Below are 12860 nucleotides of genomic sequence, written 5' to 3' on the forward strand. Positions count from 1 at the left end.
TAATGAATACATTATTTGCGGCGATTGTAGGAAGGCGCTTAACTAAGTGCAAGAATAATTGTTGCACTTTATGTGCTATTTGATTCAAGGAGAAAAGACCCGTTTCGCGCAAGGATTTAAATGCAACAATAAAACTTGCAATTCATTTAAAAACGGGCCACCTTTAAATGCAACAGATAAAGATACTTTTAGACAAGCTGTGTGGGGGTAACCAGATGAACACTGGCGCATTTATGCATGATTTACTCGACTGGATCGACAACAACCTGGATAGCCGTCTGGACATTGAGTCCGTCGCCAGGCGATCCGGCTACTCAAAATGGCACCTCCAGCGCCTGTTCAAAGAACATACGGGCTATCCCCTCGCCGGGTACATTCGCGCGCAAAAGCTGCAAAAATCGGTTGAGCGCTTAACCCGCAGCGATGAACCGATTTTAAACGTGGCGATCGCCCTGGGCTTTGACTCTCAGCAGTCCTTCAACCGCAGCTTTAAGCGTCAGTATGGTCAGGCGCCCGGCGCATGGCGGCGGAGTTTAGGCGGCCCGGAAACGCATCCGCTACGCCAGTAATCCCGGTCGTGCATCGCGCGTGGGATCATTTCCCGCCATCGACGGAAATGCCCTTTCGTATACTGGCAATAAAGTTGTCGCGAATGACATCCTCCTTGCTTGCGTCCCAGGCGATGCCGACCTTCCAGCTGATTGACTCCCCCATCAACGGAATGATCACCAGTTCCGGCGGCGCGATATGCGTAACGCTGGTGGGAAGAATGGCAACACCGATCCCCGCAATCACCATCGCAACGATAGTCTGGATATCATCCGTCAGTTGAGTCGATGAGATGAAAAGACCGTTATCGTGCAGAAAACGGTCGATCTGCCTATTCAAACCCTGCCCCCGCTCATCATGCAGGCGCAACAGGGGACGTTTCGTTAGCCACTCAGCCGCAGGCATTGTCGGCGATGTTGCGGGCGCAACCAGAACCAGCCGATCGGTAACTAACGGCAGGTATTCAAGCGCCACGGGGGGCGGAACCCTGACAAAACCGACCTGAAGCTCATCATTTTGTAAAAGCTCGTACTGCTGGAAGGAGGGAAGATCCGTCAATGACATCTCGACTCCCGGATAGTCTCGACGAAAGTCAGCGATACACCGGGGTGCCAGATAAAAGCTTGAGAGACCGAAGCCTACGCTTATATGCCCCTCGACCCCTTTTGACACCCGCTCAGCATGCTGCATAAATAACTGGGTTTGCCTCACCACTTTCTCGGCCTCTGGCAGCAAATGTCTCCCGCCAGCCGTCAGGGCTGCACCGTGACGTCCTCGTGAAAATAGCGCGATATTTACCTGGGATTCGAGGAGATTAATCTGTTTGGTCAAGGCTGGTTGCGAGATAAACAGCGCCCGCGCCGCATCGGCATAATTTCCTTTTTCAGCCAGTATCACAAAGGCCTTAAGCAACCGGATGTTCAATTTTGCATTCCAGATAGTTATTAAAATCAGAAATGTTTTGATTATACAGTTATCGGAAAGCGTTATGTAATTCAGTCTCGATGACAACTGGAGACGCATCATGAACGAACATCCATCCCTCAAGGCGGCAACCGTACAGTTTCAGCATCAGGCGAATAACAAAAAATACAATCTGCTGATCATGGAGAAATTTATTGAACAGGCGGCGCTTGAGCAGGTGAAAATTCTCACCTTCCCTGAAATGTGTATCACCGGCTACTGGCATGTCCCCAAACTCAACGCTGCGGAGGTGTCCGCTCTGGCAGAGCCGATTGCTGAGAGCCCTTCCCTGTCGTTAATTCGCACTCTGGCGATGAAACATCACATGCTTATTGGTGCCGGTCTGATTGAAAGAGCCGACGATGGCCGCCTTTACAATGCGTATGTGGCCTGTATGCCGGACGGCTCCATGCATACGCATCGTAAGCTCCATGCTTTTGAACATCCGGCCATCAGCAGCGGGGACAGCTTTACCGTTTTTGATACGCCCTGGGGCGTGAAAGTCGGCATCCTGATTTGCTGGGACAATAATCTGGTCGAAAATGTGCGTGCTACGGCGTTGCTGGGTGCCGATATTCTTCTCGCACCGCATCAAACCGGGGGTACTGATTCCCGCAGTCCTCACGCGATGAAGCCTGTTCCGCTGTCGCTCTGGGAGGAGCGGGAAACGCGCAAGGAAGAAATTACGGCCGCCTTCAAAGGGCCAAGCGGACGGGAATGGCTCATGCGCTGGCTACCTGCCCGTGCACATGACAACGGCGTCTTTCTTCTCTTCAGCAACGGTGTCGGCGCCGATGATGACGAAGTGCGAACAGGTAATGCCATGATCCTCGATCCTTATGGCAGGATTGTGAATGAGACCTGGGCGGCTGAAAATGTGATGGTGAGCGCTGAACTGGATTTAAGCCTGCTTGCAATGAGCACCGGACGCCGCTGGATCCATGGTCGCCGTCCTGAGTTATACCAGATACTGACACAGCCGCAGGGCTATGAGCGTGATGCGATCAGTGCACGATTTTCGAATGAGCTCCCTTCTCGCCAGAATGTCAGCACTTTTTAGCTGCAACATAAACCCGGAACTGATATGCTGTATATAATTACAGTATGAGGTGCGCATAATGGCTGTTGAAACAAAATTTGTTGTCGTAAGAAAAGGTGTAGAGAAAATGACTTTTGCCAGTAAAAAAGAAGCTGACGCTCACGACAAGCTGCTTGATATGGCAGACGCGTTCACCGACTGGCTATTGCAAAGCGAAATGGGTATGGATGAGACGCAGGCTGAAAATCTGGGTCTTTATCTCGCCGAGCAGAAAGAGACCGTGCAGCATATTCTGCGTACCAGCAAGCTTCCCGATCCCGCCGTTGTTGCAGATAAAACAGAATCCGATGCAGCTGATGCTAAAAAAATCAGAGCAGTGAAAGCGGCCTGATTGTCAGAACACATCATCACCGAGCCTGTCGCCGTAAGCAGATAACTGCTTACGGCGTTTTTGTTGTCTGAAGGGAGCCGCAACGCTTCAGGACGGCAGTTTTAGACATCGTCTCGTCGCACCCCTGGCAGAACCTTGCATCATAGAGTTCGTTTCACCTCGTATTGCAGGCACACCACGCCCGACGGGAAAACGTGACTCTTCACCAGCCTGAGTGAGGTTCTGTCTTTTATGTTTTTGAACAAGGGAATGCCTTGCCCCAGCAGAATCGGATTGACGAATAGCCAATACTCATCGATAAGGTTTTCCGCCATTAGCGCGTGAGTCGCTGAGGGACTGCCAAACAGTAAGATTTCGCTGCCCGCGCTGTGCTTGAGCTTGCTGATTTCGTCGCTTAAATTGCTACTGATAATTTGCGTATCAGGGTGATTTTTTTGCACCAGCGTTTTCGACAGCACCACTTTGTGGGCAGATTTATACCACCGCGAATGTGCATGGTCATGCGGGCTGGCGTCAGGCTTATCGGCAGCAGTAGGCCAGTACGACTCCATCATCTGGTAGGTGTTGCGCCCATATAAGGCAGTGTCAGTCTGCTGAATTCGCTGCTCCACGAACTCAAACAAGTCGGGGCTTATGCTTATCCACTCCAGACCCGCCGGGCCCTCAGCGGTAGAAGAGACAAAACCATCCAGCGACACATGAACAAACGAAACGATTTTTCTCATGATTTTCTCTTTGGTTACGTTTTGACTGCATAGGCCTGCGAGCCACGCCAGGGGTTTGTTCCCGTCTTCAATTGTTGCCATTATCTCCAGCGGGATCTTGCGTGCTTGCGCGTTCGGGAAAAACAGATGTTTTGTACGGGAACGATCCGAAGCGCGATCTCACGATTGGTATCTAATTCTTAGCCAACCAGGGAGATGTCGTGCTCCAGAAAATGATATCAGCACCGAGATAATTTTCTGCGAACAGGACAAACTCATCCTTGCTAAATGGCTTACCCGTTTTAGGATTTTTATAGGTTAGGGTCGGTTCCTGTACTGCCATGGCAACGAGTGCCAGTTTGCCTTTATATTTATTGAAGAAGGGATATGAGTTCTTCATTTGCGCCTTGCGGTTGGGGACGATATCCGGACCTCCAACGCCAATATGATTAGCACTGGCAAACTCAAACAGACGCCCCATGTAATTATGGTCGTTGTTCCATTCGCACGGCCAGAAATTGACATATTGAACCACGTGGGATTTGGTGAACACCTTTCGTGCAAAGGCCAGGTTTTCCATTTCTCCTGCAAAATAGTTATCGCAGGAAAATCCTTTGGGTAGTTTGTTCTTGTCAAGATCAATGGCAGTTTCAGGTAGATTCACCCCATAGACTTGACCATCGAAACGCTCTGCAATCGCCGCCAGCAACAACTGATAACGTTGACGAACAGCAGGATCCCATTGCTGTGCCACCCAACCTGCTCCAATGGGCTTCCCTTCTCCTGGGTTATCAAATTGTGGCGAAATCCCACCGCCATATCTGGCTTCACTCATGAGATAATCAGGGACATACCGGGCATCTTGTTCGAAAAATCGGTCCTGGATTTGGATGAAAAGTTTTTTATTGGCTCCCTTGAGACGAGCCAGATCCTTTTCAATCTGCGAGAAGTCGTATTTATTTTTCTCAGGTTCGAGTGAACGCCAGTTGTAAACGATCTGCGCACCGCCAATGTCGTTACGAGCCATAATGGCAGACGCTGCTTCGAGCTCACCAGAGCTGGTGTAGATAAAGTTCTCCGGCGTTTTAGCCAATACTGGCAATGCCACAGCAAGCAGTACTGCTGCTACATCAGGCCGAATTTTTGTAATCATGATATTGGTCCTTTTTAAAGGCTCGGTAGCCTGCTTCGATGAGTTATCAGGGTGACAGAAGCGGGTAATTAGACCCGAACAACCAGATGTTTTCTATCTGTTTGCAACAGCCCGTTGGAGCTTAATTTCGTCGCTGGCTGTTGTAGTGTCAATATTTCAGATCATATAACATGTTGTGAAATCCGATATCCAGGGGTTAAGTTCGGGAGGATTCCAATGCATTACAAATTAGTGCTAAAGGTCCATTCATCATTTCAGTTTTGATCATCTTCTCATCATGGCAACAACTGATGGAAAATGCGAAACCGTGCAAATAATCTGCCAGTAAATCTAGTCCGTCTTTTTCGGTTTTTTGGGGTAGAGCTAAAGGAGAAACAATGATTTTATACCGTTCAGTAAATATTTGGGCTGGGCCGTGTGATGTCATACTCAGCATAGTTTGTAGTAGTCCGTTATACTCGCGTAATATTTCGACATAACTGACACATAAGTACTTTAACTCGTTTTGCCAGTCTGAATGCACTTGAGGCAGGTAGATCTCTCCCACGAGTGATGTAGTTAGTGCTTCTAGCAACGAATTCTTGTTGTTGAAGTAGTGATAGATCGCCATAGGATCCACGTTTAATTGCGTTGCTAATGAACGGATACTGGGGACTTTTCCATTCTCTTTCATCAAACACTTAGCTGTTTCTATAATTCTATCAGCACTTAACTGTGTTAACTTTACTACCGGTCGCCCGCGTTTTTTTTCATTGACATCCATCTGATAACTCCAATAAACTCGATTTAATTCTACATTGTAGAATTCATTGTAAACTATGTTTTAGTTTGACTCAACCACGACTAATTTTATGGGGTATTCATGGCAAACATCGTATTTATTGCAACCAGCCTGGATGGCTATATTGCTGATAAACAAGGGAAGCTCGACTGGCTTTATGCGATACCGAATCCAGATAATGTCGATACTGGCTTCTTTGCTTTAATGGAGCGAATTGACGGGGTGGTGATGGGGCGTAATACTCTTGATGTTGTGCTGAGTTTTGATTGCAATTGGCCTTATACAAAGCCAGTGTTTGTGTTGAGCAATACCATGACAAAAGTGCCGCGAGGCTATGAAGAAAAAGTATTCTTAGTCAAAGGCGAATTGAAAAATATTATCGCGGACCTGAATGCCAAGGGATTTAATGATCTCTACATCGACGGTGGTGCAACAATTCAAAGCTTCCTCAATGAAGATTTAATCGATCAAATGATTATTACTCGCTTTCCCATCTTACTTGGAGGGGGCGTACCTTTGTTTAGTGAACTAAAACAACCATTGAACTTCAAAGTGACAAAAAATGAAGTTGTGCTAGATACCTTAGTTAAAACCACTTACGTACGAGAGAAATAATAACTATTTTTGTATTAATAAATGATATTCATAACAAGTCTCTGGCTATTTTTAAATACCGAAAAGGCCCGACTTGCAACATTTAGCACGTGGCGATTCAGATCAACAGGCACTAGTTTAGGCGGTCCCTTTTACATGCAACATGATTATCCGCTTCCCGCTCAAAGCAAACATACCCGCCCCCGCCCCCCCCAGGCACACTTAGCAAGCCCTTCAACAAAGCCCATCAAGCACAACCCAACCAACAGAAGATGCCCGCCACGGGCATCTTCCCCCCTACCCTTGCTCTATTCAGCGAACCGCAAAAGCGCTTCACCGTCCAGGCGATAGCGCACCCATTCGTTTTGCGGTAATGCACCAATACTGAGGTAAAATTCAATTGCCGGTTGGTTCCAGTCCAGAACACTCCATTCAAGGCGTCCACAACGCCGTTCAACGGCATATTGCGCAATTTGTTTCAGCAATGCTCTCCCCGCACCTTTCCCGCGATATTCGGGGGAAACATACAGATCTTCCATATAAATGCCATTACGGCCAAGCCAGGTAGAATAGCTGGTGAAGAACACCGCATACCCTGCTGCTTTGCCATCAATCTCGCAGATCAACGCTTCTGTATGACTGCCCTCGCCAAAAAGGGTTTCCTGAATTTCATCTGGCGTCGTCACCACCTCTTCCGGGGCTTTCTCATAGACTGCCAGTTCATAAATCATCGCGTAGATTGCAGACGCATCTTCCGGACGGGCCTGGCGAAGAGTGATACTCATTTGTTTTCCTGTCATTTTTACAAGCTATCGATATTGATGGCGGTAAGCATAGGGGGTATTGTCGGAAGAATTAAGTGCAATGAAATCACCCAATGATGAATATTATGCATCCAGCGCTAAGGCGCCTTGATTTGAATCTGCTGCTCATTTTTGACGCAATCTATCGCCACTCTTCCGTTAGACTCGCCGCAGATGAACTGGCGATGAGCACATCGGCGCTGAGCCACGCCCTGTCCCGGCTACGCGCGGCTCTCAATGACCCGTTGTTTTACCGGGAAGGCTATCGGATGTGTCCAAGCGTATATGCCACCCAGCTCGCGCCTTCCATCGCTTCAGCCCTGAAACTTCTCAATCAGGAATTGACTCCCCAACCAGAATTCATCGCTGCCGAAAGCTCGGACTGTATCCAGGTCGCCATTACGGACTTCACTGCGTTATGCATTTTTCCTGCGCTGATGCATCAGTTGCAGCATGACGCTCCCGGCTTACGCTTTGAGTTACGATATTTGCCGCACAGCCCGGCGCTGACTGAACTGCTGGCGGGCGAAGTGGATTTGGCGCTTGGGTTCAGTACACCGGAAGATCTTCAGCATCATGAACTGGAAGAGATCAACTGGTTTGAAGATGAGTATGTTGTCATCAGCAACCCTCGCCGAACCCAGCTGACACTGGAGGATTATCTCACCGCGCGCCATCTCGTTATCACTCCATGGAATGAAAAGCGGGGCGTACTGGATATTCAGCTTGAGCAGATGGGCTACACACGGCAGATTGCGCTCAAGACACCGTCGATGCTGAGTGCACCCTTTATTGTTGCACAAAGCGATCTGCTGATGGCGCTCCCCCGTTATGCGGCTGAGAAACTCATTCCTGCCGCCAGTATCAAGATTTTTCCATTGCCGTTCGCGATAAGCCCGTTTGAAGTCAAAATTTATTCGCACAAACGCAGTGGTCAGCGAGGGGCAACCAAATGGCTCAAGGCAAAACTCCAGACGCTGGCAGACGAAATTAATCCTTGATATGGCAACGGGAAAAGGGGGATAAGCGGACTGTTTACGCGCAAATTCATCAATCTTCTCCTTGCCGACCACAGCCCAAAGAGCCACATAATACGAGAGGAGTATGCTAAAAAGTCACTCTCGTTACTCAAGAAGGAGGTAATAAGATGTCTGACCATCCCTCAGTCGCCCTTATTGGTCCCGGCGCTATCGGCACTACGATTGCCGCCGCACTTCATGAAGTTGGCCGAACGCCCCTGCTCTGCGGGCGCACCGCCCATCCGCAGTTAATTTTGCGTCACGATGACGGTGAAGTGACGGTGCCCGGCCCGGTATTAACCGATCCGACGACCGTCCGTCATCCGTTCGATTTGGTGTTTGTCGCGGTGAAAACGACTCAGGTGGCAGACTGCGCCGAATGGCTTGCCGCCCTGTGTGATGAAAACACTGTCGTCTGTGCGCTGCAAAATGGCGTCGAGCAGAAAACCCAGCTCGAACCTTACGTCAATGGCGCCACGGTGATCCCGTCGGTGGTCTGGTTTCCGGCGCAGCGCGAAGCAGATGCCTCGGTCTGGCTGCGCGCCAAACCGCGTCTGACCCTCCCGGATATCCCGCAGGCCACACGCATCACCGATGCCCTCAGCGGTACGCGCTGTGCGGTCGAGCTGTCAGCCGATTTTACCTCCATCGCCTGGCGCAAGCTGTTGCAAAATGCCGTTGCCGGGCTGATGGTGCTGGCGAATCGTCGGGCGGGCATGTTCTCGCGGGACGATATTACCGAGCTGGCGCTGGCCTATCTGCACGAATGTCTGAGCGTCGCGCGGGCAGAGGGCGCAAGCCTGAGCGACAGCGTGCCACAGGAGATCGTCGACGGGTTTCATCGTGCCCCGGCAGATCTGGGCACCTCCATTCTGGCCGACCGACAGGCCAACCGCCCGCTGGAGTGGGACATCCGTAACGGCGTGATCCAGCGCTACGGGCAAAAACATGGCCTTCCCGTGCCCATCAGCAACGTCATCGTTCCGCTGCTGGCGGCGGGCAGCGAGGGGCCGGGTTGACGTGAAGGATTCAGGGGGCGGCGGATTTTCCCTGCCCCACGTCCACCAGCAATAAGACGCCAAAACTCCCCTCCGGCACCGAATGGCTCGCCCCTCTCGGCACGAAACAGTACTCCCCGGTTTGCAGCGTAAACTGCTCGCCCGCCACCACCAGCGGCAGTTCGCCATCGAGCACCAGCAGCAGCTCGTCGAAATCGTCGTGAACCTCGGACGGAATACCCTCTCCGCCCATTTTGATCACTTTAATACTGGCGTTCCCGACGGTTCCAAGCACGCGTGAACGCCAGATCTCCGGCAGGCTCGCGACGACGCCCGCAATAGAGGCTTTCATTTTTCCACTCCGCTTCGTTAGATTTCACCACCTTTACCATGCCGCCAGGAATACCGTTATGATTTCATCAGGTTAGGCTTGCCGGATTTTAGCTAAGCCTTTTTAACGCGCTGGTTTACAAGGATATTCACGAACCCTTTCGGGAACTTCCTGACCCGAGAATTCAGGCAAACGGCACCGTTCTCAGCTAGACTTGGATGCTGTACTTTTCCACCTGTTCACCAACCAACCCCTTCTCCTTTCACTCCACCCGAGAGGTTCAATCATGTCATTTGTCACCACGAAAGATAACGTTGAGATCTTCTATAAAGACTGGGGCCCCAAAGATGCACAGCCGATATTTTTCCACCACGGCTGGCCGCTCAGCGCGGATGACTGGGATAACCAGCTGCTGTTCTTTTTGGCGCAAGGTTATCGCGTGCTCGCCTCGGACCGACGCGGGCACGGGCGTTCCAGCCAGGTCAGCGACGGGCACGATATGGATCACTACGCCGCCGACGTCTCCGCCGTCGTTGAGCATCTGGATCTGAAAAATGTGGTGCATATCGGGCACTCGACGGGTGGCGGGCAGGTTGCGCGCTACGTCGCAAAATACGGTCAGCCGCAGGGGCGCGTGGCGAAAGCGGTGCTAATCAGCGCCGTCCCGCCGCTGATGGTCAAAACACCGGACAACCCGGGCGGCACGCCGCTGGAAGTTTTCGACGGCTTCCGCCAGGCGCTGGCCGCCAACCGCGCGCAGTTCTTTCTCGATGTCGCGACGGGGCCGTTCTACGGTTTTAACCGGGAAGGCGCGGAGATCTCTCAGGGCATCATCCAGAACTGGTGGCGTCAGGGGATGATCGGCAGCGCAAAGGCACACTACGAGGGTATCAAAGCCTTCTCAGAAACCGACCAGACCGAGGATCTGAAAGCCATCAGCGTGCCGACGCTGATTTTGCATGGCGACGACGATCAGGTGGTGCCGTACAAAAATGCGGCCCTGCTTCAGGATGAGCTCCTCAGCAATAGCACGCTCAAGATCTATCCGGGCTTCCCGCACGGGATGCACGCGACGCACGCCGATGTGATTAACCAGGATCTGCTGGCATTTATTCGCAGCTAACTGAACTGTCGGTATCGCCGCCTGGCGATGCCGACATTTATCACAAAAATGATGATTATTTGTTGTTATTTCGTTAACTCCAACGGTGTAGAATTGATCCATTGATCGATATTGCCGGAGCTTACATGAACAACAAACGCCGCTCGGTTCCAGGAATCAGGCACTATGATGGTCCTGCCGGTGGATGGGGCGCGCTGAAAGCGACCGCCATCGCCGTTCGCACGCAGATGGATACCCTCTATGCCCCCGCCACTCTGCTTCGCACCAACCAGCCTGACGGATTTGACTGCCCCGGCTGCGCCTGGCCCGACAAAGAGCACAAATCCACCTTCCAGTTCTGCGAAAATGGCGCCAAAGCCGTCACCTGGGAAGCAACCAGCAAACGCGTCACGCCGGCCTTTTTCGCTGAAAACACGGTGTCTTCCCTGCTGGCAAAAAGCGACTTCGAACTCGAAGGCTACGGGCGTTTGACCCATCCGCTGGTGTATCACCCGGAGAGCGACACCTTCCGCCCGGTCGAGTGGGAACAGGCGTTCGCGCGCATCGGCGAGATCCTGCGCGAACTCCCGCTGGATGCGGTTGAGTTTTACACCTCGGGGCGCGCGTCGAACGAAGCGGCCTATCTGTTCCAGCTGTTCGCCCGCGAGCTCGGCACCAATAATTTTCCTGATTGTTCCAATATGTGCCACGAAGCCACCAGCGTCGGTTTGCCGCGCTCGATTGGCATCGGGAAAGGCACCGTATCGCTGGACGATTTTGATAACACCGAGCTGGTGATTTCGATTGGGCATAACCCCGGCACCAACCACCCGCGGATGATGGGCACGCTGCACGAGCTGGCCCGGCGCAATGTGCCGATTATCGTGCTCAATCCGATGCGCGAGCGCGCCCTGGAGCGCTTTGCCGATCCGCAAAGCGTGGTGGAGATGGCAACCTACAGCTCCACCGATATCGCCTCGACCTATTTCCAGGTCAAAGCGGGCGGTGACGCCGCCGCGCTGAAAGGCATCGCAAAACATTTGCTGGAATTTGAAAACGCACTGGATCAGGCGTTTATCGCCACCCACACCCAGGGATTCGAAGAGTTTGCGGCAGATATTCAGGCGACCAATTGGGAATCGATTGAGCGCGAGTCGGGCCTGACGCGTCAGGATTTGCATCAGGTCGCCGCGGCCTACGCCAAATCGAACGCCACCATCATCACCTACGGCATGGGCATCACCCAGCACAACAAAGGCACCTCCAACGTGCGCCTGATTGCCGACCTGCTGCTGATGCGCGGCAATATCGGCAAGCCGGGCGCGGGGATTTGCCCCCTGCGTGGCCACTCGAACGTACAGGGCAACCGCACCGTCGGGATCTCCGAAAAACCGACCGCAGCGTTTCTTGGCAAAATCGAAGAGGTGTTTGGCTTTACGCCGCCTGCGGCGCACGGCCACGACGCGGTGCAGGCCATCGAGGCGATGATCAACGGCTCGGCGAAGGCGATGCTCTGCCTTGGCGGCAATTTCGCGGTGGCGATGCCCGATCATGCCCGCGCGTTTCCGGCGATGCGCAGCCTGGATCTCAGCGTCCACGTCGGGACCAAGCTCAACCGCACCCACCTGCTCACCGCCAAAGAGACGTATCTGTTCCCCTGTCTGGGCCGCACGGAGCTGGATATGCAGCAGACCGGCCGACAGTCCATCACCGTGGAAGATTCCATGTCGATGGTGCATGCCTCTTCCGGCAAGCTCAAACCCGCTTCGCCCGCGCTGCGCTCCGAACCGGCGATTGTTGCCGGGCTGGCGAAAGCCACGCTGACTCACACCAAAATCGACTGGGAAAACCTGGTGACGGATTACGATCTGATCCGCGATTTGATCGAGAAAACCATCCCCGGTTTTGAGCAGTACAACCAGCGCATCCGCGTCCCCGGCGGTTTTCGCATGCCGCTCCCGCCGACCGAGCGCGTCTGGCCGACACCAACGGGCAAAGCGATGTTCTCGGTGTTTGAGGGCGTGGATGAAAACCGGGCTGGCGTCGGTGATAACGTTCTGCGCCTGGTCACGCTTCGCAGTCACGACCAGTACAACACCACCATTTATGCCCTGGACGACCGCTACCGCGGCGTGTTTGGCCGCCGCGATATTCTGTTTATGAACGAGGGTGACATGGCGCAGCTCGGCCTGGAGCATGGCGACCGGGTGGATATTTCCACCGCATTGCCTGATAGCGTGCAGCATCTGGAAGACATTACCGTGGTGGCCTACAGCATCGCGGCGGGGACGGTCGGGGCCTATTATCCCGAGGCTAACGTCCTGGTTCCCCTCGATTATCTTGACAAAGACAGCGGGACACCGTCCTATAAATCGGTGCCCGTCCGGGTGACGCTGCGATCAAAAGAGATCCGCGAGATATAAAAGAGACGAT

General features: G+C 52.6%; 14 protein-coding genes. 8 read left to right on the forward strand and 6 right to left on the reverse strand.

Features of this window, described 5'->3' with window-relative positions:
* The first annotated feature begins 215 nt into the window (after positions 1-215).
* Positions 216-569, forward strand: a complete 354-nt coding sequence (locus QQF33_RS13985) for a helix-turn-helix domain-containing protein (protein ID WP_285148986.1) — start codon at positions 216-218, stop codon at positions 567-569.
* A gap of 25 nt (positions 570-594) precedes the next feature.
* Here the strand turns inward: QQF33_RS13985 and QQF33_RS13990 are convergent, their stop codons facing one another.
* Entirely contained in the window at positions 595-1473 is an 879-nt protein-coding gene (locus tag QQF33_RS13990) for a LysR family transcriptional regulator (RefSeq protein ID WP_285158146.1), read from the reverse strand.
* A 100-nt stretch (positions 1474-1573) separates the two neighbouring features.
* On the opposite strand from QQF33_RS13990, the gene QQF33_RS13995 reads away from it, so the two are divergent.
* Together QQF33_RS13995 and QQF33_RS14000 are read left to right on the forward strand one after the other, a co-directional pair.
* Entirely contained in the window at positions 1574-2572 is a 999-nt protein-coding gene (locus QQF33_RS13995; RefSeq protein ID WP_282494552.1) for a nitrilase family protein, read from the forward strand.
* Between the two features lie 58 nt (positions 2573-2630).
* Positions 2631-2942: a YebG family protein gene (locus QQF33_RS14000; RefSeq protein ID WP_282494553.1), complete on the forward strand. Its 312-nt coding sequence runs from the start codon at positions 2631-2633 to the stop codon at positions 2940-2942.
* A 140-nt stretch (positions 2943-3082) separates the two neighbouring features.
* Here QQF33_RS14000 and QQF33_RS14005 read toward each other — a convergent pair whose 3' ends face one another.
* The 3 genes from QQF33_RS14005 to QQF33_RS14015 all read right to left on the reverse strand — a co-directional run bounded on the left by QQF33_RS14005 (position 3083) and on the right by QQF33_RS14015 (position 5562).
* Positions 3083-3748 carry a dihydrofolate reductase family protein gene (locus tag QQF33_RS14005; protein WP_285157985.1) on the reverse strand — a complete coding sequence of 222 codons (666 nt, stop codon included), beginning with the start codon at positions 3746-3748 and terminating at the stop codon, positions 3083-3085.
* Between the two features lie 91 nt (positions 3749-3839).
* Positions 3840-4799, reverse strand: a complete 960-nt coding sequence (locus QQF33_RS14010; RefSeq protein WP_285157986.1) for a hypothetical protein — start codon at positions 4797-4799, stop codon at positions 3840-3842.
* A 196-nt stretch (positions 4800-4995) separates the two neighbouring features.
* On the reverse strand, positions 4996-5562 hold the full coding sequence (locus QQF33_RS14015; protein ID WP_285157987.1) for a TetR/AcrR family transcriptional regulator: 567 nt from the start codon (positions 5560-5562) through the stop codon (positions 4996-4998).
* 99 nt (positions 5563-5661) lie between these two features.
* Between QQF33_RS14015 and QQF33_RS14020 the strand changes: the two genes are divergently transcribed.
* Entirely contained in the window at positions 5662-6195 is a 534-nt protein-coding gene (locus QQF33_RS14020) for a dihydrofolate reductase family protein (protein WP_285144327.1), read from the forward strand.
* A gap of 287 nt (positions 6196-6482) precedes the next feature.
* Here QQF33_RS14020 and QQF33_RS14025 read toward each other — a convergent pair whose 3' ends face one another.
* The gene (locus QQF33_RS14025) at positions 6483-6959 is read right to left on the reverse strand and encodes a GNAT family N-acetyltransferase (RefSeq protein WP_285148992.1); all 477 of its coding nucleotides are present in this window, start codon (positions 6957-6959) and stop codon (positions 6483-6485) included.
* Between the two features lie 92 nt (positions 6960-7051).
* Between QQF33_RS14025 and QQF33_RS14030 the strand changes: the two genes are divergently transcribed.
* Positions 7052-7978, forward strand: a complete 927-nt coding sequence (locus QQF33_RS14030) for a LysR family transcriptional regulator (RefSeq protein WP_285157988.1) — start codon at positions 7052-7054, stop codon at positions 7976-7978.
* A 146-nt stretch (positions 7979-8124) separates the two neighbouring features.
* Positions 8125-9015: an oxidoreductase gene (locus QQF33_RS14035; RefSeq protein WP_285157989.1), complete on the forward strand. Its 891-nt coding sequence runs from the start codon at positions 8125-8127 to the stop codon at positions 9013-9015.
* Positions 9016-9025: 10 nt separating this feature from the next.
* Here the strand turns inward: QQF33_RS14035 and QQF33_RS14040 are convergent, their stop codons facing one another.
* Positions 9026-9346 carry a cupin domain-containing protein gene (locus QQF33_RS14040; protein WP_285157990.1) on the reverse strand — a complete coding sequence of 107 codons (321 nt, stop codon included), beginning with the start codon at positions 9344-9346 and terminating at the stop codon, positions 9026-9028.
* A gap of 265 nt (positions 9347-9611) precedes the next feature.
* Here QQF33_RS14040 and QQF33_RS14045 point away from each other — a divergent pair, with 265 nt between their 5' ends.
* Together QQF33_RS14045 and QQF33_RS14050 are read left to right on the forward strand one after the other, a co-directional pair.
* A complete protein-coding gene (locus QQF33_RS14045) occupies positions 9612-10448 on the forward strand; it encodes an alpha/beta fold hydrolase (protein WP_285148996.1) in 837 nt (278 codons plus the stop codon).
* A 125-nt stretch (positions 10449-10573) separates the two neighbouring features.
* Positions 10574-12850, forward strand: coding sequence for an FdhF/YdeP family oxidoreductase (locus tag QQF33_RS14050; protein ID WP_285157991.1), 2277 nt, complete (start codon positions 10574-10576; stop codon positions 12848-12850).
* Positions 12851-12860: the final 10 nt, after the last annotated feature.

The sequence above is a fragment of the Lelliottia wanjuensis genome, from assembly GCF_030238365.1.
In the GTDB taxonomy this organism is placed as follows: domain Bacteria; phylum Pseudomonadota; class Gammaproteobacteria; order Enterobacterales; family Enterobacteriaceae; genus Enterobacter; species Enterobacter wanjuensis.